Origin of the sequence: Flavobacterium myungsuense, assembly GCF_042677265.1 — a bacterium.
GTDB lineage: Bacteria > Bacteroidota > Bacteroidia > Flavobacteriales > Flavobacteriaceae > Flavobacterium > Flavobacterium myungsuense.
Map to the genome: position 1 here is coordinate 18721 of NZ_JBHTIZ010000010.1, position 19309 is coordinate 38029.

22 protein-coding genes and 1 other RNA gene are annotated in these 19309 nt (G+C 30.7%); 13 read left to right on the forward strand and 10 right to left on the reverse strand.

Going from position 1 to position 19309, the window contains the following annotated elements:
* Nucleotides 1-63 precede the first annotated feature (63 nt).
* From ACFQ0S_RS03190 to ACFQ0S_RS03200, 3 genes are all read left to right on the forward strand, one after another.
* Nucleotides 64-789 (forward strand): bacteriorhodopsin-like, encoded by a 726-nt coding sequence (locus tag ACFQ0S_RS03190; protein ID WP_379753545.1) that lies wholly within the window; start codon nt 64-66, stop codon nt 787-789.
* A gap of 107 nt (nt 790-896) precedes the next feature.
* A complete protein-coding gene (locus tag ACFQ0S_RS03195) occupies nt 897-1490 on the forward strand; it encodes a hypothetical protein (RefSeq protein ID WP_379753542.1) in 594 nt (197 codons plus the stop codon).
* A gap of 93 nt (nt 1491-1583) precedes the next feature.
* On the forward strand, nt 1584-1967 hold the full coding sequence (locus ACFQ0S_RS03200; protein ID WP_379753539.1) for a RidA family protein: 384 nt from the start codon (nt 1584-1586) through the stop codon (nt 1965-1967).
* A 64-nt stretch (nt 1968-2031) separates the two neighbouring features.
* Here ACFQ0S_RS03200 and ACFQ0S_RS03205 read toward each other — a convergent pair whose 3' ends face one another.
* Entirely contained in the window at nt 2032-3081 is a 1050-nt protein-coding gene (locus ACFQ0S_RS03205) for a glutaminyl-peptide cyclotransferase (RefSeq protein WP_379753536.1), read from the reverse strand.
* A gap of 88 nt (nt 3082-3169) precedes the next feature.
* On the opposite strand from ACFQ0S_RS03205, the gene ffs reads away from it, so the two are divergent.
* The 3 genes from ffs (at nt 3170) to fsa (ending at nt 5050) form a co-directional block, all read left to right on the forward strand.
* Nucleotides 3170-3267: signal recognition particle sRNA small type (gene ffs / locus ACFQ0S_RS03210), an RNA gene on the forward strand.
* 260 nt (nt 3268-3527) lie between these two features.
* Nucleotides 3528-4331, forward strand: coding sequence for an SDR family oxidoreductase (locus ACFQ0S_RS03215; RefSeq protein WP_379753533.1), 804 nt, complete (start codon nt 3528-3530; stop codon nt 4329-4331).
* 62 nt (nt 4332-4393) lie between these two features.
* Nucleotides 4394-5050: a fructose-6-phosphate aldolase gene (gene fsa / locus ACFQ0S_RS03220; RefSeq protein ID WP_379753530.1), complete on the forward strand. Its 657-nt coding sequence runs from the start codon at nt 4394-4396 to the stop codon at nt 5048-5050.
* 69 nt (nt 5051-5119) lie between these two features.
* Here fsa and ACFQ0S_RS03225 read toward each other — a convergent pair whose 3' ends face one another.
* The 3 genes from ACFQ0S_RS03225 to ACFQ0S_RS03235 form a co-directional block, all read right to left on the reverse strand.
* Complete coding sequence (locus ACFQ0S_RS03225; RefSeq protein ID WP_379753527.1) at nt 5120-5353, reverse strand: hypothetical protein; 234 nt, start codon at nt 5351-5353, stop codon at nt 5120-5122.
* Between the two features lie 52 nt (nt 5354-5405).
* The gene (locus ACFQ0S_RS03230; protein ID WP_379753524.1) at nt 5406-5630 is read right to left on the reverse strand and encodes a hypothetical protein; all 225 of its coding nucleotides are present in this window, start codon (nt 5628-5630) and stop codon (nt 5406-5408) included.
* 169 nt (nt 5631-5799) lie between these two features.
* Nucleotides 5800-6240 (reverse strand): KTSC domain-containing protein, encoded by a 441-nt coding sequence (locus ACFQ0S_RS03235; RefSeq protein ID WP_379753521.1) that lies wholly within the window; start codon nt 6238-6240, stop codon nt 5800-5802.
* A gap of 205 nt (nt 6241-6445) precedes the next feature.
* Between ACFQ0S_RS03235 and ACFQ0S_RS03240 the strand changes: the two genes are divergently transcribed.
* The 4 genes from ACFQ0S_RS03240 to ACFQ0S_RS03255 all read left to right on the forward strand — a co-directional run bounded on the left by ACFQ0S_RS03240 (nt 6446) and on the right by ACFQ0S_RS03255 (nt 9425).
* Nucleotides 6446-8416, forward strand: a complete 1971-nt coding sequence (locus ACFQ0S_RS03240) for an endonuclease (RefSeq protein WP_379753518.1) — start codon at nt 6446-6448, stop codon at nt 8414-8416.
* Nucleotides 8417-8497: 81 nt separating this feature from the next.
* A complete protein-coding gene (locus ACFQ0S_RS03245; protein WP_379753515.1) occupies nt 8498-9043 on the forward strand; it encodes a hypothetical protein in 546 nt (181 codons plus the stop codon).
* Nucleotides 9040-9192 carry a hypothetical protein gene (locus tag ACFQ0S_RS03250; protein WP_379753512.1) on the forward strand — a complete coding sequence of 51 codons (153 nt, stop codon included), beginning with the start codon at nt 9040-9042 and terminating at the stop codon, nt 9190-9192. Before ACFQ0S_RS03245 ends, ACFQ0S_RS03250 begins: the two co-directional genes overlap by 4 nt.
* Before the next feature lie 11 nt (nt 9193-9203).
* Complete coding sequence (locus tag ACFQ0S_RS03255) at nt 9204-9425, forward strand: hypothetical protein (RefSeq protein ID WP_379753509.1); 222 nt, start codon at nt 9204-9206, stop codon at nt 9423-9425.
* Nucleotides 9426-9431: 6 nt separating this feature from the next.
* On the opposite strand, the gene ACFQ0S_RS03260 is transcribed toward ACFQ0S_RS03255, so the two are convergent.
* Nucleotides 9432-9854: a thiol-disulfide oxidoreductase DCC family protein gene (locus ACFQ0S_RS03260; RefSeq protein WP_379753506.1), complete on the reverse strand. Its 423-nt coding sequence runs from the start codon at nt 9852-9854 to the stop codon at nt 9432-9434.
* Nucleotides 9855-9859: 5 nt separating this feature from the next.
* Nucleotides 9860-12025, reverse strand: a complete 2166-nt coding sequence (locus ACFQ0S_RS03265) for an endonuclease MutS2 (protein ID WP_379753503.1) — start codon at nt 12023-12025, stop codon at nt 9860-9862.
* Between the two features lie 82 nt (nt 12026-12107).
* Here ACFQ0S_RS03265 and ung point away from each other — a divergent pair, with 82 nt between their 5' ends.
* Nucleotides 12108-12776 (forward strand): uracil-DNA glycosylase, encoded by a 669-nt coding sequence (ung, locus tag ACFQ0S_RS03270; RefSeq protein WP_379753500.1) that lies wholly within the window; start codon nt 12108-12110, stop codon nt 12774-12776.
* A gap of 2 nt (nt 12777-12778) precedes the next feature.
* Here the strand turns inward: ung and ACFQ0S_RS03275 are convergent, their stop codons facing one another.
* The 4 genes from ACFQ0S_RS03275 to ACFQ0S_RS03290 all read right to left on the reverse strand — a co-directional run bounded on the left by ACFQ0S_RS03275 (nt 12779) and on the right by ACFQ0S_RS03290 (nt 16822).
* Nucleotides 12779-13711, reverse strand: coding sequence for a transglutaminase (locus tag ACFQ0S_RS03275; RefSeq protein WP_379753497.1), 933 nt, complete (start codon nt 13709-13711; stop codon nt 12779-12781).
* Between the two features lie 204 nt (nt 13712-13915).
* Nucleotides 13916-14782 carry a nucleoside phosphorylase gene (locus ACFQ0S_RS03280; RefSeq protein WP_379753494.1) on the reverse strand — a complete coding sequence of 289 codons (867 nt, stop codon included), beginning with the start codon at nt 14780-14782 and terminating at the stop codon, nt 13916-13918.
* 49 nt (nt 14783-14831) lie between these two features.
* Entirely contained in the window at nt 14832-15182 is a 351-nt protein-coding gene (locus ACFQ0S_RS03285) for a translation initiation factor (protein ID WP_379753491.1), read from the reverse strand.
* A 212-nt stretch (nt 15183-15394) separates the two neighbouring features.
* Nucleotides 15395-16822, reverse strand: coding sequence for an L-serine ammonia-lyase (locus tag ACFQ0S_RS03290; RefSeq protein ID WP_379753489.1), 1428 nt, complete (start codon nt 16820-16822; stop codon nt 15395-15397).
* A gap of 295 nt (nt 16823-17117) precedes the next feature.
* Here ACFQ0S_RS03290 and ACFQ0S_RS03295 point away from each other — a divergent pair, with 295 nt between their 5' ends.
* Entirely contained in the window at nt 17118-17954 is an 837-nt protein-coding gene (locus ACFQ0S_RS03295; RefSeq protein WP_379753486.1) for an ATP cone domain-containing protein, read from the forward strand.
* On the forward strand, nt 17951-19306 hold the full coding sequence (locus ACFQ0S_RS03300) for an MBL fold metallo-hydrolase RNA specificity domain-containing protein (protein WP_379753483.1): 1356 nt from the start codon (nt 17951-17953) through the stop codon (nt 19304-19306). Before ACFQ0S_RS03295 ends, ACFQ0S_RS03300 begins: the two co-directional genes overlap by 4 nt.
* Nucleotides 19307-19309: the final 3 nt, after the last annotated feature.

The window sequence follows — 19309 nt, forward strand, 5'->3', positions numbered from 1 at the left end:
GTTTAAAATTTTATATATTTGATTAAACAAATTTTTATTAACTTTAACCAAAAACTATTTATTATGACAAACTTAATGTTTATTCCATCATTAGTAACTAAAATGTTACCAGATGATTATGTAGGGTTTACTTTTTTTGTAGGATGCATGGCCATGATGGCTGCATCAGCTTTTTTCTTTTTATCATTGAATCAATTTGATAAAAAATGGCGTACTTCTGTTTTAGTGTCAGGTTTAATTACCTTTATTGCCGCTGTTCATTACTTTTATATGAAAGAGTACTGGGCAGAAATTCATGAATCACCAACTTTTTTCCGTTATGTTGATTGGATTTTGACAGTACCATTGATGTGTTTAGAGTTTTACTTGATACTCAAAGTAGCAGGTGCGAAAACAGATTTATTATGGAAAATGATTTTTCTATCAATAGTAATGCTTGTTACAGGATACTTAGGAGAAACAGTTTATTCTGATAGTGCAGCACTTTGGGGTGGTATTTCTGGATTAGCTTATTTTGTTATAGTTTATGAAATTTGGTTAGGAAGTGCTTCTAAATTAGCAGCCGCAGCTGGAGGTAATGTTTTAGCAGCTCATAAAATTCTATGTTGGTTTGTACTTGTAGGTTGGGCTATTTATCCATTAGGATATATGCTAGGAACTGACGGTTGGTATACAAGTATACTTGGTAAAGGTAGCGTAGACGTAGCTTACAATATTGCCGATGCAATCAATAAAATAGGTTTCGGATTAGTTATTTACAGCTTGGCTGTAAAATCTCAGAAAGACTAAATTTTAAATACCACATAATTGTAAACCGAGTTAGAAATAGCTCGGTTTTTTTTATTTCAATTCATATTATTTTGTATTTTCGTAGCAGTTGAAAATCTAACTTTCTCATGAAAAAAACAATTCTGCTTTTTACAATTTTATTATTTTCTAACACTTCATTTAGTCAAAAAAAATCAACTTCTTCGAAATTTCTTGCTAAATTCGATAATATTTCTGCTGAGATAGTTAAGAATAATTTTTATCTATTCATTACAAATAAAGGCGCGAAAAAAGATACTATTTTATTAAAAAGTATCGATGAAAACAAGTTGCCTCTACAATGTAAAATTTTACCATTTATGGCTAAAGGAGTAAAATTGTATAGTGTTTCTTGGACAGAAAATAAAGTTACGGAAGCCAAATTAAAAACTGAAGATGCAACAACGACATTTACAGAGATTTGCAATGTAACTTCTAAAACCAAATTGCTATCCAATACACAAACTACTACTAAAATTAAAGAAATTCATTTTTTAGATGCTAAACAAACAGCTTCAGAGACTATTCAAAAAGTAAGAAATGAAGGCTTGTTATTAAGTATTACAGTTGAAGGAGATATTATTTTAAAAAGCAAAACTCAAGAAAATAAAATGACCTACAGTCCTACTGAAAATAAATTTGTAAATGCTTTAACTACATCATCTAATAAAAAGAAAAAATAATTGTAAACTAATCTTATTTTTTTAAATTGCAGATGGACTAATTCATTAAGTGATAGTTTCATAATACATTATAAATCAATAATTAATAATAAAATGAAAAGAGAAAATATCTTAACAGGTTCACCTTGGGAAGACAAAATGGGATATTGTCGTGCTGTTCGCATTGGTAATATTGTTGAAGTTTCGGGTACAGTTGCTATTGTAGATGGCGAAAAAGTAAAAGCTAATGATGCCCATGCACAAACATTAAATATCTTAGAACGAATAGAAAAAGTACTTGAAGATTTAAATGTAAGTATGAAAGACGTTATTCGTACCCGAATATTTACTACCGATATTTCAACTTTTGAAGCAGTTGCAACTGCACACGCTACTTATTTTAAAGATGTAAAGCCTACAACAGGTTTTTATGAAGTGAGCAAACTTGTTGCCCCTGAATATCTTGTTGAAATTGAGTTTACAGCCGTAGTGGCTTAAAACACTTAGAATAAAAAAAGCCCTAAACATTATTATTAGGGCTTTTCTTATTTTTAATATTTTCTTATTCTATAATCTTAATCTCAAACAATTTATCCCAATATTTGCCGGTAACAAAAATCGTATTTGTTCTAGGGTTAAAGGCAATTCCATTCAAAACTTCAGCTCTACTGTATTTTAATTGCTTTCTTAAATCGGTAAGGTTTAAAATAGCTTCTACTGTTCCGCTAATCGGATTAACAACTGCAATGGCATCTTTTTGCCAAATATTACAGTACAATTTTCCCTTTATCCATTCCAATTCATTTACACTTTTTATTTTACTATTGTTGGTATATACATTAATATAATCAATCATTTTTTGAGTATCAGGATTCATTTTCCAGATTTTCTCAGTTCCATCAGATTGATATAGATATTTCCCATCATTTGTCATACCCCAACCTTCAATTTTCTTATCGAAGTTAAATGTTTTTTCTAATTTCCAAGTATCGGCATTATAAACAAAACCTTTAAGCTCTTTATACGTTAATTGAAAAATTTTATTATTTAAAATAGTAATTCCTTCAGCAAAATATTCGTCGTCAATTTTTAAGTTCTTATAAACTTTTCCAGTTTTATAATCTGTTTTAAAAAGCTTTGACCTATTATATTGTCCGCCACTTTCATACAAGGTATCTCTATAAAACTCAAGTCCTTCGGTATATGAAGTAGTGTCATGCGGAAAAGTATTTATTATTTTATAGTTTAATAATTTAGGCTCAACATCTGAAACTAATTCCACTCTTGCTGTTGTTTCAACATTTTCGCCTTCAAAAAAAACTAAAGCTTTCAAGTTTTGATACCCTAACTTTTTATCTTTAAATTCAAAACGCACTTTTTCAACTCCTTTTTTCGAGGCTACTTTTACATCATTTACATAATAAATAATACTGTCAATTTCTTTGTTTTGAGTATTCAGAATTTCAAGAAATAAGGATTCATTCGGATTAAATTGTTCCTTAAATTCCGATGAGTTAAAGCTAAAATAGCTTGCTGAATCTTTTCCTTTACTTCCACAGGAAACAATAATTAAGCCTAATAAAATGATTGATAGAATGTTACGTCTCTTCATTGTTGTAATTTTAAAGCTGCAATATACAATAGTAATTTATAAGTTTAAATCCATTTGCAAAAATACAAAAAGATTGTATATTTGCACCCGGCAAGTCCTACACGACCAGCTCCTGCAAACTCCTCCAGGATGGGAACATAGCAAAGGTATGTGGTTGAGCGGTGCGATGTAGGTCGCTTGCCTTTTTTAATCTTCCTTTATGGAGGATTTTTTTTTGAAAATTAGGAGCATAATTTTCGGCATTTCAACTAATCATGTTCCCGCTATCGCCTATAGTCGCTCCTACGTCACGAGCTATTTATCTCTATCGGGGCTAAAGACAATTTATAGGGTTTTCTAGAAATTATAATTAAAGAATCAAAATAACTACATTTGTATTAACAACAAAGCTCACGGCTCGGCTCCCTCTCCTTTGGAGAGGGCTGGGGTGAGGAAAAAAATCATAAATGAACAAAGTAGTTCTTATTACTGGTGGCTCTTCTGGAATAGGGAAATCTATAGGAGAATATCTGCATCAAAAAGATTTTATCGTTTACGGCACCAGTCGTAATCCTGAAAAAGTAGTCAATTCTATTTTTCCGTTACTTGCTTTAGATGTCAGAAATGTAGAAAGTATAAAGGTGGCAATGAATAAAGTAATTGCTCTTTCTGGTCGTTTAGATATTGTCATTAATAATGCAGGAGTAGGAATCACAGGACCATTAGAAGAAATTCCGACCCAAGAAATTAAAAATAATTTCGAGACCAATTTTTTCGGACCAATAGAAGTCATGAAAGCGGTTTTACCACAAATGAGGTTGCAAAAATCGGGATTAATAATCAATATTACATCAATTGCAGCGTATATGGGTTTGCCTTACAGAAGTGTATATTCAGCATCAAAAGGCGCTTTAGAATTAATCACAGAATCCTTGCGAATGGAAGTCAAATCCTTTGGAATACAAATTACAAATGTTGCTCCGGGAGATTTTGCCACCAATATTGCATCAGGACGATTTCACGCTCCATTAATTAAAGGTTCAGCATATGAAATTGCGTATGGTAATACCCTTAAAATGATTGACGATCATGTTGATTCTGGCAGTAATCCTAACGAAATGGCAGAAGCTATTTATACGATAATTCAAAATCCAAATCCTAGAATTCATTATAAAGTAGGTGCTTTTATGCAAAAATTTTCCATTTTACTAAAAAGAATTTTACCTGATAAAGTCTATGAAAAAATGCTAATGAATCATTATAAATTGTAATATTGCACGGAATTTTGAATGACTTTCAAATATTAGAAAATAATTTAACATAAATCAATACTATGAAATTTTTTATAGACACAGCTAATTTAGCTCAGATTAAAGAAGCACAAGCATTAGGCGTTTTAGACGGAGTTACGACTAATCCAAGTTTAATGGCAAAAGAAGGAATTACGGGTAAAAATAGCATCTTGAAACATTATGTTGATATCTGTAATATTGTAGACGGTGATGTAAGTGCCGAAGTAAATGCTTTAGATTTCGCAGGAATGGTTAAAGAAGGCGAGGAGTTGGCCGATTTGCACGAACAAATTGTAGTAAAACTGCCAATGACAAAAGAAGGGGTCATGGCTGCTAAATATTTTTCAGATAAAGGAATTAAAACTAACGTAACTTTAGTGTTCTCAGCTGGGCAAGCTTTATTGGCTGCAAAAGCAGGAGCAACATATGTTTCTCCTTTTATAGGTCGTTTAGATGATGTATCAACCGATGGTTTGGCTCTAATTGAAGAGATTAGATTAATATATGACAACTACGGTTATGAAACCCAAATTCTTGCGGCTTCTGTTCGTCATACGATGCATATTGTAAATTGTGCTAAAATTGGTGCCGATGTGATGACAGGGCCACTTTCTGCAATATATGGCTTACTGAAACACCCTTTAACAGATATTGGTCTGGCTCAGTTTGTTGCAGATTTTGAGAAAGGGAATAAATAAAGCGTTTTAAGATAAAGTCCATTATAATAATGTAAAAAGCGATTTTCAGATTTTTGAAAATCGCTTTTATTAATTAGGTTTAGTATGTTTACTTTTGCACTGATCTAAATTAAATTGACTATGCTCTAATTCGTTAAGAGTTATTGTCATATCTAGCGTTAATTTTCTAAGCATTTGATAATCATTAGCATCATTATGTTTTTGAATTTTTAGCCTTATTTCGTGAAGTTGATTTTCTAACATCTCGACAGTTTCTTTAGCCTTTTTTATTTGATCAACATAAATTTGACAAGAATCATTCATATAATTTTTATTTACTTATAAAATTGAAGTTTTGTATTTTTACTTAAACGAACTATGATATGCTACTAGGATTTTCAAGAAATAATTGAAAGTGTTTTAATTCATAAACTGCTTTAGACATTCTTATATTTATCCTCTTTAATTCATGAATTAGTTCAATATTACGTCGGTCTAAACTAAGTTTATTTCTAATGTCTATCAATTCGTTTTCTAAAATACAAACTTTTTCTTTAGCCTTTATTGCTTTGAGTTCGTATTTTATGTAAGAATCATCCATATTAGTAACAATTTATTAATATAAAAATTACTACAAATTTAGATTGTTTTTTTTAAACATACAATCACTAAAATTAGTGATTTTTTATATAGTTCCTTACAAAAAGAAGTTGTAACAAAACAAAAAAAGCGCCAATTACAGCGCTTAAAATAGTGAAATAGTAATTATTTTATTCTTGGTTGCTTACTTTTCTGTAAGGAAAAGCATTAAAAATATGTCTTTTTGCAAATCGGCTGGGAGACTCAGCATTTACCATTTTTATATATGTTGCTTTAGGAACACTAATAAATTCATAGCTACTTCCGTTAGAAAAATTTACAGACAATCTAATATTTTCATATTTATAATCTAAAATAGTACAAGTAGCAATAGTCTCATTAAATTCAGGCAATCCTTGCTTGATGGTTTCAGGATTTATACTTACTAGGAAATGATAAGCTTCTATTATTTCTTTACTTTTTTCTTCAGCTTCTTTTAATCCAGCTTCATCACCCTGAAATTTATCAGGATGACTTTCTTTCATAGCATTTCTATAAATAGTTTTCAAATCCTTTAATGCTACCATTTTATCAACATTTAGTAGCTTTCTGTATTCAACAATTTTTTTCATATAAAAGTATAACGTATTGTTTTTTAGTGTTAAAATAAATAATAGAATTATAAAACCACAAATTTTTTGCAAATGTACATTTTTAAAAAAGATTAACAATTTTTTTTTCACAAAGTGCATAAATTCAATTATTAATACTCTAAAATTGCATTATATGCAATATATCAATAAATTCATTACATTTGTCTAACTAAAATTTATAAAAATGATGAAAAACTTGTTTTTCGCACTGTTATTTTTGTGTTCATATGTTTCGTCCTCCGGACAAATTGTAATTAATGAAATAGATGCCGATACTCCAAGTTCTGATATTTTAGAGTTTGTCGAACTTAAATCAACCTCGCCAACATTTTCGCTTGATGGGTATGTATTAGTTTTTTTTAATGGTTCAACAACTGGATCAGGAACTTTCAGCTATTTTGCTATTGATTTAGATGGATTAAAGACTGATATAAATGGAATAATTACTATAGGTAATCCTACTGTTTCTCCAACTCCAGCGATGACTTTTCCTATCACAAGTTTAGAAAACGGACCAGATGCAGTGGCTTTGTATTTAGGAAATGCCTCAGACTTCCCATTGAATACAACTGCAAAATCTGCTGGACTTATAAATGCTTTGGCTTATTCTAATAATCCAACAGTAAAGCCAACGGCATTAATGTCTATTTTTGGAATTACAGTATGTACCAATGAGAATCAAACACTAGCAGTACAGACTCAATCTATACAACGAAAAAATGATGGTACTTATGAAGTTAAAAACCCAACTCCTGGTGTAAACAATGATGGCACTGGATTTATTTTTAACTATGTTAATACATCAACTAATGTAACAACTATTACTGAGGGTCAGAATTTAATTGTTACAGCTACGTTAAGTCGAGCGGTTACAAATGTTCCATTGAACTTAACTTTTATTTTAAATAATTTTAATTTTAATTCTAATGATATTACAGGCAATTTGAGTATAACAATTCCAGTTGGAGCTATTACGGGGAGTGCAACAATTTTAATTAAAAATGATGGTTTTAATGAAGGTGATGAAGAATTAAAAGTTCAATTTGCAACTCCATCTACCGAATATTATTTAAATAATAATAGTATAATTGTTAGAGTTAATGATATAAATTTTACGGTTTCATCTTTTGGTTCTCCGCTTAATCCAACTTATGGTAATGTTTTAAGTACAGCTCCAGCAAATTATTATTATTCTATTGAAGGTCTTTCTGGTCAAGCATTAAAATTAGGTTTACAAAATATTATTGCTAATCCAGCAGTAGTTCGTGCACATGTATATGGCGATATATATGATATTTTAAATAAATCAGATCAAAATCCAGCAAATAGCAATCAAGTTTGGTTGATGTATGTTGAACAACCACGTTCTAAAATTGATGCTCAGGATGGCAATAGCATAATTGGAAAATGGAATAGAGAACATATTTTTCCTCAATCTCGTGGGGGGTTTGCTGATGCTACTAGCAGCATTCCTTCTGGAATTAATAACTGGACAACCACAGGACCTGATGTAATTGCTACTGGTCACGGTGATGCACATCATATTAGAGCGGAAGACGGTCAAGAAAATACTTCAAGAGGTAATAAAAATTACGGAATAGATTATAAAGGACCAACTGGAAATAAAGGTACTTGGCGTGGTGATGTTGCTCGAGCTTTGTTTTATATGGCAGTGCGTTATAATGGGCTAAGTGTTGTAAACGGAAATCCTTCTACTAGCAGAATTGGTGAGATAGGCGATTTAGCCACTTTGTTAGATTGGAATCGATTTGAAAAGGTTGATGATTTTGAAATGAATAGAAATAACTACATCTATACATGGCAAATAAACAGAAATCCTTTTATTGACTACCCCAGTTTAGCTGATTATATTTGGGGGCCAAATGCTGGACAACCATGGTCTTCATCATTAACAACAAAAGTTTTTGATGAATTAAAAGTTGCAATTTTTCCAAATCCAGCAAATGACTACTTGATGGTTTCGGGTTTAATAAATGAAGGTACTATTGAAATTTATTCTGTTTCGGGTTCATTACTATTCAGAAATTCAATACTAAATGAAACTCGATTGAATTTAAATTTAACTTCAGGAATGTATCTAGCAAAAATAACCTCTGAGAATAAATCAGTTTTAAAGAAAATTGTAATAAAATAATTTCATTTTTTAAATAAAAAAAAACATTGGTATTCAATTATTGTGATGGTTTTCTTTTATTTATTTTATTTAATTTTGAGTATGAAAATTGCATTTCCAATTAAACCAAATTCATTCAAAAATACTTTTTGCGTTTTTAAAGAAGCTCCTTTTGAAGAAATTGAAAATAGGAAAAGTGATTTTATAAGTTCATCTGGAAGCACTTACTATTATACTGAAATAGGAATGTACAGATTGTCTAATCATTGGGGAAGGCTAGCCAATAGTAAATGGCGTTTAGAATCTTTAGAAATTCAGAGTCAATCAAAAACTAAACTAGGATTTGCATTATGGACCAATTTTTATCCTGACAACACATTAGAGAAATTGTATTATATAACAACCGATTTCAATACAAAAACGGTAAGCTATCAACATAAAAACAACCCTTTATATGATAACAAAGCAATACTTCGAACCAGTTTTGAAACAACTAAAAAAATAAAGCAAATTCGTAACCTTCTTAATCTAACCTCTTGGGCAAAACATTTTGAAAATGAAGATTTAGATGTTTTACGAGAAAAAATAATAAATGACTTGATGCTTACAAATAAAACTTTGGAAGAAATAAAACGAGATTTAAGATGAGTAGAAATAACGAAAAGAACATCAAAAAGCATAATGATAAATTGCACAAAGAGCAAGATAAAGCAAAAAAAGCAATAGTGCTTCGAAATGAAAGATTGAAAGAAATTGTAAAAAAATTCAATGCAAATAATACATCAAAAAACAACTAAACTGAAAATAGATGAAAAGTAATAAATTCATAGTATTAAAGGAAAGTGTTCAAGAAATAATTGATCTTATTGCCCTGAAAAAATTTAAAGAAGCTAATAATAAATTAGTAGAAGTTAGCGAATTACTTGATGAACTTCTCGATTTTTCAGAAGAAGATGATGATTTAATGCAAATAAGTCGCTACCAAGTATTACTGAATCAATTGCATCAAAAAATAAATACAGTAGAATAATATAAATTATTCTAAAAATTTAGCTTTTAATTCCTTAGTAGGCATCATGCAACGTTCCTTTTTTCCATACCATTTATATCTGTTTTTAGCAACATAATCATAAAGTACATTTCGTAAACCAGTTGGAATAATTTTAAAAAAAGTTCCAAAATGGAAAAAACCACCAAGATTTTTAGCTATTTGCAAAGCAGCTTCGGATTTGTAATAATAGGCAACTCCTGGATGGTATAAAATAATACTATCTATATTTTTATCTTGAATACCAATATGAAGTATAATTTTTTGACCTAATTCTGATTGTAAAGCCACAAACCGAAAAAAATCTTTTTTATCATATTGAATAACAAATTGAACTGATGATTCGCATAGATTGCAAACACCGTCAAAAAGAATTATTTTCTTATTTATTGGTAATTCTGAAATTTCCATAACGATTATTTATTTTGCACATATTCTAAAGCTTCAATACTAACGGTAGAAGTAAAAACACCATAATTAACAACAGCTTTATTTTTTTCTATTTTATCAATGGTGCCAATTGCTTTGCCATCAAACATTCGAACACGATCACCAACTTTTAAAATAACTTTTGGTTTTTCAGGAACCAAGTTGGCTTTTATTTTCTTTTCTTTTTTTTCAATCCGAATGGCTTCTACTTTAACTTCTACTTCTTTTTGAATTGTTTTTTCTTTCTCTTTTTTTACAATCGTTTCTTTTGCAGATGCTTTTCGGCGTTTCGAATTGTCCATTTCTACAATTTTCAAAAATTCGGCAAGCAATTCTTTTTTGTTTTTATTATTGAAATATTTCTCCGAAATAGCATCTACTTTTTGCCCAATATAAATGAGTTTCTGATTACTATCATACAATTCCTGAAAACTTTCTAACTTTTCTTTTATTTTTACGTTTATGGTTTCCATTTTTCTTCCCTCTTCACGTGCTTTAATCTCTTCCTCCTTTAACGTTTGCGATGTCTTTTCCATCTTAGAACGCTCTTTTTGAAGCGTAGCAATGGTTTTATCAAATCGTACTTTACCCACTTCAATTTTCTTTTTGGCACGATTAATTAAGCCAAATGGAATTCCATTTTTCTGAGCAACTTCAAAAGTGAAGGAGCTTCCTGCTTGTCCTAAAGCTAATTGATACAATGGTTCTAGTGATTTTTCATCAAAAAGCATGTTAGCATTTGTTGCAAAAGGCAACTCGTTTGCCAAAATTTTTAGGTTTGAATAATGTGTAGTAATTATTCCAAAAGCTTCACGATGATAGAACTCTTCTAAGAAAATTTCTGCCAAAGCACCTCCCAATTCAGGATCAGAACCCGTTCCGAATTCATCAATTAAGAACAATGTTTTTTTATTGCACTTTTTCAGGAAATAGTTCATGTTCTTTAGTCGGTAACTGTATGTACTTAAATGATTTTCAATAGATTGATTGTCGCCTATATCGGTTAATATTCTATCAAACAAAAAAGTTTCACTTCGCTCGTGTACAGGAATTAGTATTCCGGATTGTAACATCAATTGCAACAAACCAACTGTTTTTAAAGATATTGTTTTTCCACCAGCGTTAGGACCAGAGATTACAATAATTCGATTTTCTTGATGTAATTCGATAGTTTGAGGATGTGTAATTTCGTTTTTCTGTTTATTATTCAAATACAAAATAGGATGGAAAGCTTCTCGAAAATACAATCTTCTCTCTTCTGTTATATTAGGTAAAATTCCATTAATTCGAGTAGCGTATTTTGCTTTTGCAGCAATGACATCTATATCACTTAAAAAATCTTGATACTGAATAATTAAAGGCAAAAAATGTCGAATACTATTAGATAGTTGTTTTAGAATTCTAGTAATTTCTTCTTTTTCTTCATATTCTAGATTACTCAATTCTCGAGAATAATTCAATGTAGTTTCGGGTTCTATATAAGCAATACTTCCCGTTTTAGAACTTCCAAGTATTGAGCCCTTCACCTTTTTTCTATACATGGCTAGAACTGCTAAAACACGTCGGTTGTGCACAAAACTTTCTTTAATATCATCTAAATAACCTAAGCTGTTATATTGTGTTAAAGCAATTCCGAAACTTTGATTCACTTTACCCCGAACAGTATTCATTTCTCTTCGAATGTGTTGTAAATCGGGAGAAGCATTATCTCTAATTTCACCATATTTATCAACAACTTCATCAATTAGCTTAATAATTTCTTTAGTGTATTCTATCTGTGATGCTTTGCCATTTAAGTAGGGGTAATAATCTTCGAATTTTTTAAAAAATTGGAGTAAGACATTACTTGTTTCAGAAATTGAAGCAATCTTTCTGAAGCTTCCCACTTCAAGAAAACTATCTTCAATGCCTAGAAATTTTATTTCATACGAAATGGCATCAAACCCATGATTAGGAATTGCATTATTATTTTGATAAGAGGAAAGGTATTCAGATGTTTGCATTAATGCTGTCATCAGCATTTCTTTTTCTTTAAACGGAACAATTTCCAGGGCTTTTTGTTTTCCAATATCGGTATTGCATATAGAAGAAATAGTTTCTAATACGGTAGGAAATTGAAGGTCTTGTAAAGTTTTTTCTGTAATTGAGATCATGTATTTTGAATCAAAGTTCAAAGTTACAAAGGTTAAAAGTCTTATTGATTGAGAATTTCATATTTTTGGAAAAAATTATGCAATGTTGATTGATATTGATCCATCTTGGCAAACCGTTTTATTTGAAGAATTTCAGAAATCCTATTTTCACGATTTGATGAAAGTAGTAGAGCATGAATATCAAAATATAGTTTGTTATCCGCCAAAGGAATTAATTTTTGCAGCATTAAAACAATGCTCTTTTGATGATTTGAAAGTAGTAATTATTGGACAAGACCCTTACCATGGAGACGGAGAAGCCAATGGATTATGTTTTTCAGTAAATGATGGTGTAAAAATTCCCCCATCGTTGCGCAATATTTATAGAGAGTTAAATGATGACTTAGAATTGCTATTTATGCCAACTTCAGGAAATTTAGAGCGTTGGGCAAAGCAAGGTGTTTTACTTTTAAACGCAACACTTTCTGTTCGAAAAGACAATCCCAATAGTCATAAACACTTAAAGTGGAATATTTTTACGGATGCAATTATCGAAATCATTTCTAAAGAGAAAACAAATATTGTTTTCTTGCTTTGGGGAAGTTTTGCCCATAAAAAAGGCTTGAAAATTGATAGAAGCAAACATTTTGTTTTAGAATGTGGTCATCCATCGCCTATGAGCGCTAATCAAGGCAAATGGTTTGGTAATAAGCATTTTAGTAAAACTAATTTCTATTTAAAATCTAAAAGCAAAATCCCAATCGATTGGTAAAATTAGTCTAAAGTTAAGGCCCCTAATATTTCTTCTGACATAAACGGACCTCCTGGATATTTAGCCGTATAATCTAAATTGAGCCAAACTTGTCCGCGTTCATCAATATGGTAATGAATTGATTTTCTTTTGCTTTCAGCAACAAAAAGTACATTTTTTATGAGATAATTTATGGCCTCTAGATCGACAGAATTACCAATTAATATTTCCGGGTACATGTGACCACCAGTATGAATTAATCGAGGTGTGCCGCCAATAGCTTTAATGCTAGCGGCCATAAGTATAGAGTGATCATCGCAGTCACCAGATAAATATAGTAAGGATTCGGTAGCTGTGGCAATATAATCTTTTCCTTTAGGATCACTAACATAATTCCATCGGTTATTTATTTCTTTAAAAACGGCAAAGCATTGAATAATTGTTCTGAATTTAAAATAGCCATTTACATTCTTAAAATGTTTAGTTGTTGCCATTAATGCAAAATCTCTTACTTTTCTATTGTCATATTCTATAGCCGAAATAATTTTAGATTTATTAGGAAAAGGTAGCAATTTAGAGAGGATTAAATCTTGCGGATTTGGGCTGTCAGACATAGAATATATCATGTACCTATAATCTTCGGTTATACTAGAAAATCCATATCTCCCAGAGAAGCTTCCAAATGCAAGAGCTATTAAATAAAGTACAATACAAATAATGATTATTGTTCTCAAAGCTCTTAAAATTAGTTGTATTGTAATTAAAATAAACAGGAACAATATAACTCGGTCTATTTTAAAATACCAATTCAAATTTATAGTATTTTGATGCACAATAATGAATACCGGAATAGCGATTAATACATTTAGAACAAAAATAATGACATTGTCCCAGGGCTTTTTTACCTGAAAATTTTGTTTAGTTTTTGTAATATAATTATTTACAGTTCTAAGCATGTGTGGAGTAATAACAAAAGCGAAAATGCTTTTACTATTTTAGCAAAAGTAACTTTTTTATAAATAATTTATAAGATAAAGAATTGATTTTGAATTTTGTTTAACAGTTTTTTTCTATTAGATTTAATAGTTTAAAGCTATATATTTTGGTGGTTTTGACTTTTACATTCTAAAAATTATTTAAACCAAAAAAATAAAAAAATATTATTCAGCTATTTTATCTAAAGCATAGGCAATTAATTCGTCAACAGCTTTATAAGGGTCTTCGCTAAAAGTTCCTGAAGCACGATTAGCGATAATTGCATTTAATGATAAGCAATGATGACCAAGAAGTTTTCCTAGTCCAAAAATAGCTCCGGTTTCCATTTCTAGATTCGTAATTCTTTCTCCATTAAAACTAAAATTATCCATCTTAGCATTTAATTTTTCATCTTGAATATTCAAACGCAAAACGCGCCCTTGCGGACCATAAAATCCTCCTGCAGTTCCGGTAATTCCTTTATGTATTTTATCGCTATCCATTTTTTTTGCAAGCGTTTCAGAACAAGCAATGATATAGGGACGTCCTTTTTTTAAATCCCAATTAGTGTGTTTTATAAAAGCATTTTCCATTTCTACAATAGAAATTTCATCTATTAAATAGGAGCGAAGCATGTTGTCCAAACCCAATCCGTATTTTGCCATTACAAAACTATCAACAGGAATATCGACTTGAAGTGAACCCGAAGTTCCAATTCTAATAATGTTTAATGAGGTTAAATTTTCTTTTGGCATTTTGGTTTTCAAATCAATATTTACCAAAGCATCTACTTCGTTCATAACGATATCTATGTTGTCTGGGCCAATTCCAGTTGACATTACGGTAATTCTCTTCCCTTTAAACATCCCAGTTTCTGTTTTAAATTCTCTTTTTTGTATAGAAAACTCAATACTGTCAAAAAAACGAGTGATTTTCTCTACTCTATTTTGATCGCCAACAAAGATGATGTCTTTTGCAATATGTTCTGGTTTTAGATTCAAATGATAGACACTTCCGTCGGGATTAAGAATCAATTCTGATGATTTTATCATGTTTTTTTATTTTTAATGAATTGTATATAGCTTAAAAAAATATTTTTTTTTAACCACCAACTCGTTTTATGTTATACCCTTCACTTTTTAATAATTCTATAATTTTATCTCTAAAATTGCCTTGAATTATGATTTCATTATCTTTTACAGCACCGCCAACGCCACATTTTGTTTTTAGAGTTTTGCCTAGAATTTTTAAATCTTCTTCAGTTCCTTGAAAACCTTTTATAATTGTAGCAATTTTCCCGCCTCTGTTTTTTTTGTCTAAATGAGCTTCAAGAAATTGCTTGTTATTTGCTACTGTTTCTTGCGAATCAGAATGAGAATCAAATTCAAAATCTTTATTAGTTGAGAAGACAAATCCGCCTAAATCTTCAAGACTATTTATTTTTTTTGCCATAATATATAAACAAAATGCTATTCTTTTTAACTTACAAGTTGATTTTTAGTAATATTTGTAACAAAACTAAGCATTTTATTGTTTATTTAATAATCAATTGATAAATATTTTAAAGTCAATTTAAGGTTATTACAAACATAGTAAAATTGAACAAGCACAATGAAAGTATGGTAAAATCAACTACTTTAATTTCATTTTCAAATCCAAAAAAATCAACAATCCGACATATTAACTGCAACTGCTAAACCACCTTCAGAAGTTTCTTTGTATTTTGTGTTCATATCTTTTGCGGTTTGCCACATCGTATCAATTACTTTGTCTAATGGGACTTTTGCATTATTTGGATTGGTTTCTAATGCTAATTCGGCTGCGTTAATTGCTTTTATTGCTCCCATAGTATTGCGCTCGATACAAGGAATTTGAACCAAACCGCCAATTGGGTCACAGGTTAATCCCAAATGATGTTCCATTGCTATTTCAGCGGCCATTAAAACTTGTTCTGGAGTTCCACCCATAACTTCACATAAAGCCGCTGCTGCCATTGCTGATGAAACACCAATTTCGGCTTGGCACCCACCCATAGCAGCTGAAATAGTTGCTCCTTTTTTAAAAATACTACCAATTTCGCTAGCAACCATCAAAAATTGTATGATTTGCTCTTCGTCTGCCTTATGATTTTCTATCACTAAATAATACATTAAAACAGCAGGAATTACTCCAGCACTTCCATTAGTAGGTGCGGTTACTACTCGTCCAAGAGCTGCATTGACTTCATTTACAGCCAATGCAAAACAGCTTACCCATTTTAAGATTTGGCGAAATTTCACTTCTGTTTTTCTAATTTCTTCTAACCAGGATTGAGGGGAATCATAATTAGCCAATCCGATAAGGTTTTGATGCATGTCAAAAGCCCTACGGCGCACGTTTAAACCACCTGGCAGAGTGCCCTCAGAATGACAGCCAATATACATACATTCTAGCATGGTGTGCCAAATGCGCATTATTTCGTAGTGTACTTGTTGTTCTGAACGCATCGATAATTCATTTGCATAAACAATCTCTGATATTTTTTTTTGTTCAGAAATTGTATAGGCCAGTAGCATTTCTGCATTTTCAATAGGAAAAGGAAAAGCACATTTTAAAGCTAACTTTTTTTTAGCATTACTACGTTCTTCTTTTACTACAAATCCACCTCCAATAGAGTAGAAAGTAGCATCGTACTTTTCTCCATTTTCTAAGAAAGCTGTAAATAACAATCCATTAGCATGAAATGGAAGAAAGTTTTTATTGAAAATAATATCCACAACTGGATTAAATGAGATACTATGGGAATTTCCTAAAAGAAGTGTATTTGTACCTTGAATTTTTCTAATAATTTCTGAGATATTTTCTACTGGAATCAATTCAGGATCTTGACCGCATAAACCAAGCATAACTGCTAAATCGGTAGCGTGACCTTTACCAGTTAATGAAAGTGAACCGTATAAGTCAACCTGTATCCGTATTGTTTTTTGAATGATGTTTTCACTTCTTAATTCGGTTAAAAAACGCTCAGCTGCACGCCATGGACCAAGTGTATGGGAACTAGAAGGACCGATACCTATTTTAAGCATATCAAATACAGAAATACATTCTTCCATTGCTTTAGAACTTTATACAAAGATAGTAGGGAAATAAATTAAAATAGGGATTAAATTCAATAGTTATTTTTTGTGTGATTGCCCAATAGGAACTTGTCTTTTGTAATTCATTTAATATGTGATTTTAAAATTTCATGCATGTTGATTATAAACGACTTATATAATTCTAAATGAAGTTTAATATCAAATACATATCATAAATACATCTGTATATTATGTAACTTTAGCTATTAATTATATAAATAAAAATGATATAAAAAATGCCATCTTTATACTTTTAAATTTCAAATTTTTTATGAAAGTCATCAAGCATTCAGGAGATATTGTAGATTTTAACACAAACAAACTCAAATTGTCATTGATGAAATCGGGTGCCAATAAGAATATTGTTGATGAAGTTATTAAAAGTATAGAGAAAGAAATCTATGAAGGAATTCCAACAAAAAAAATTTATAAACTGGCTTTTAGTTTATTAAAAAAAGCATCTAATTCTCATGCCGCGAGATACAATTTAAGGGCGGCTATTGAACTATTAGGGCCAGCAGGTTTTTTCTTTGAAAAATTTATTTCAAGATTGTTTGCAGTGGAAACCTTTCAAACCAAAACCAATATGGTATTACAAGGAAAATGCATTTCGCACGAAATTGATGTCATTTTAAAAAAGGAAAATAGTATTGCAATGGTAGAATGTAAATTTCATGAAAGAAGAGAGTCTAATTCGGATGTAAAAGTACCAATGTATATCCTATCACGTTTTAATGATTTAAAAGACAAACCACACCAAATTTTCTCCAATAAAGACCAAATCTCTAAATGTTGGATTGTGACCAACAATAGGTTTACAAGCGATGCTATCACTTTTGCAAAATGTTCGGGCTTACATATTCTAAGTTGGGATTATCCTGAAAACAATAATTTGAGTAATAAAATTGATAATAATCAGCTATATCCGGTTACTTGTTTAACTACATTAACCCTTACAGAAAAAGAAAAACTATTAATTCTAGATGTCATTTTAGTAAAAGAATTGATCAATAATTCTGAAAGTTTAGAAAAAATAGGATTGAGTAATTTTAGAATTAAAAACGTCCAAAAAGAAGCACTAGCATTATGTAAATATATACAATCATGAAAATCAAATTTATTGGAGGTGCAGGAACTGTAACAGGTTCAAAAACATTAGTAGAAAGTAATGGCATCCGAATTTTGATAGATTGCGGTCAATTTCAAGGTATAAAACCTTTACGAGAACTTAACTGGGAACCATTACCAATTTTGCCATCTAGTATCGATTTTGTATTGCTCACACATGGGCATTTAGATCATTGCGGTTGGCTGCCTCGACTTGTTAATCAAGGGTTTGAAGGCAAAATTTACTGCACGAGTCCTACAAAAGACATTACAAAATTAATATTGCTTGATAGTGCAAAAATTCAGGAAGAGGAGGCCAATAAAGCCAATGAAGAGCATTATTCTAAACACGATATCGCCGAGCCACTTTATACTGTAGCACAAGCAGAAAAGGTTTTTCCGCATTTTAGAATAATAAAGACCAATGAAATCATTAACCTTGATGCTGAAATTTCAGTAGTTTTTAGTAATGCAGGACATATTATTGGGGCATGCACAATTGAATTGTCGCTTGAAAATAAAACGTTGGTTTTTTCTGGAGATATTGGGCGTGATAATGATTTATTGGTATTTCCACCAGTAAAACCAAAAAAAGCAGATTATGTTTTTTTAGAAAGCACCTATGGTAATAGATTGCATCCTGAAACTGATGTAATGGCAGAATTAGAAAAGTGCATTAATAATACCGTTCAAAAAGGAGGTTCAATTATTATTCCAAGTTTTGCTGTTGAACGTGCGCAAACGGTTATGTATTTACTTTGGTTACTTAGGGAAGAAGGTAAAATTCCTAATATTCCATATATTATTGACACTCCAATGGGAATTAAAGTACTTGATATCTTTTCTAATAATAGAAATTGGCATAAACTTCCCGAAGAAGAATTTGTTGAGATGTGCAAAATGTTTACTATGATTACAGATTACCAGGAAACTATTGATACCATTTATAACAAACAACCCAAAGTAGTCATTGCCGCTAGCGGAATGATAACTGGTGGTAGAGTTTTAAGTTATTTAGAGCGATATATTGGTTTACCTGAAACTACAGTAATCATAATTGGTTATCAAGCTGAAGGAACTCGAGGTAGAAAATTATTGGAAGGGGCAAAAGACATCAAAATTCATGGAAAATATTATGACGTTAAAGCTACTATCCTTGAAATAGAAAGTTTATCGGCACATGCCGATCAAAAAGGGTTGTTGAATTGGCTTTCTGAATTAAAAACGAAACCCCAAAAAGTATTTTTGGTTCATGGAGAAAACCAACCAGCAGATGAACTTCGTATAAAAATTAAGGAGCAATATGGCTATGATTGTAACGTTCCTTTGATGGGTCAAGAAATTGAATTGTAAATA

Coding starts and splice junctions, on each gene's coding strand:
- ACFQ0S_RS03190 (WP_379753545.1), top strand. CDS start 64: ATGACAAACTTAATGTTTATTCCATCATTAGTAACTAAAATGTTACCA.
- ACFQ0S_RS03195 (WP_379753542.1), top strand. CDS start 897: ATGAAAAAAACAATTCTGCTTTTTACAATTTTATTATTTTCTAACACT.
- ACFQ0S_RS03200 (WP_379753539.1), top strand. CDS start 1,584: ATGAAAAGAGAAAATATCTTAACAGGTTCACCTTGGGAAGACAAAATG.
- ACFQ0S_RS03205 (WP_379753536.1), bottom strand. CDS start 3,081: ATGAAGAGACGTAACATTCTATCAATCATTTTATTAGGCTTAATTATT.
- ACFQ0S_RS03215 (WP_379753533.1), top strand. CDS start 3,528: ATGAACAAAGTAGTTCTTATTACTGGTGGCTCTTCTGGAATAGGGAAA.
- fsa (WP_379753530.1), top strand. CDS start 4,394: ATGAAATTTTTTATAGACACAGCTAATTTAGCTCAGATTAAAGAAGCA.
- ACFQ0S_RS03225 (WP_379753527.1), bottom strand. CDS start 5,353: ATGAATGATTCTTGTCAAATTTATGTTGATCAAATAAAAAAGGCTAAA.
- ACFQ0S_RS03230 (WP_379753524.1), bottom strand. CDS start 5,630: ATGGATGATTCTTACATAAAATACGAACTCAAAGCAATAAAGGCTAAA.
- ACFQ0S_RS03235 (WP_379753521.1), bottom strand. CDS start 6,240: ATGAAAAAAATTGTTGAATACAGAAAGCTACTAAATGTTGATAAAATG.
- ACFQ0S_RS03240 (WP_379753518.1), top strand. CDS start 6,446: ATGATGAAAAACTTGTTTTTCGCACTGTTATTTTTGTGTTCATATGTT.
- ACFQ0S_RS03245 (WP_379753515.1), top strand. CDS start 8,498: ATGAAAATTGCATTTCCAATTAAACCAAATTCATTCAAAAATACTTTT.
- ACFQ0S_RS03250 (WP_379753512.1), top strand. CDS start 9,040: ATGAGTAGAAATAACGAAAAGAACATCAAAAAGCATAATGATAAATTG.
- ACFQ0S_RS03255 (WP_379753509.1), top strand. CDS start 9,204: ATGAAAAGTAATAAATTCATAGTATTAAAGGAAAGTGTTCAAGAAATA.
- ACFQ0S_RS03260 (WP_379753506.1), bottom strand. CDS start 9,854: ATGGAAATTTCAGAATTACCAATAAATAAGAAAATAATTCTTTTTGAC.
- ACFQ0S_RS03265 (WP_379753503.1), bottom strand. CDS start 12,025: ATGATCTCAATTACAGAAAAAACTTTACAAGACCTTCAATTTCCTACC.
- ung (WP_379753500.1), top strand. CDS start 12,108: ATGTTGATTGATATTGATCCATCTTGGCAAACCGTTTTATTTGAAGAA.
- ACFQ0S_RS03275 (WP_379753497.1), bottom strand. CDS start 13,711: ATGCTTAGAACTGTAAATAATTATATTACAAAAACTAAACAAAATTTT.
- ACFQ0S_RS03280 (WP_379753494.1), bottom strand. CDS start 14,782: ATGATAAAATCATCAGAATTGATTCTTAATCCCGACGGAAGTGTCTAT.
- ACFQ0S_RS03285 (WP_379753491.1), bottom strand. CDS start 15,182: ATGGCAAAAAAAATAAATAGTCTTGAAGATTTAGGCGGATTTGTCTTC.
- ACFQ0S_RS03290 (WP_379753489.1), bottom strand. CDS start 16,822: ATGGAAGAATGTATTTCTGTATTTGATATGCTTAAAATAGGTATCGGT.
- ACFQ0S_RS03295 (WP_379753486.1), top strand. CDS start 17,118: ATGAAAGTCATCAAGCATTCAGGAGATATTGTAGATTTTAACACAAAC.
- ACFQ0S_RS03300 (WP_379753483.1), top strand. CDS start 17,951: ATGAAAATCAAATTTATTGGAGGTGCAGGAACTGTAACAGGTTCAAAA.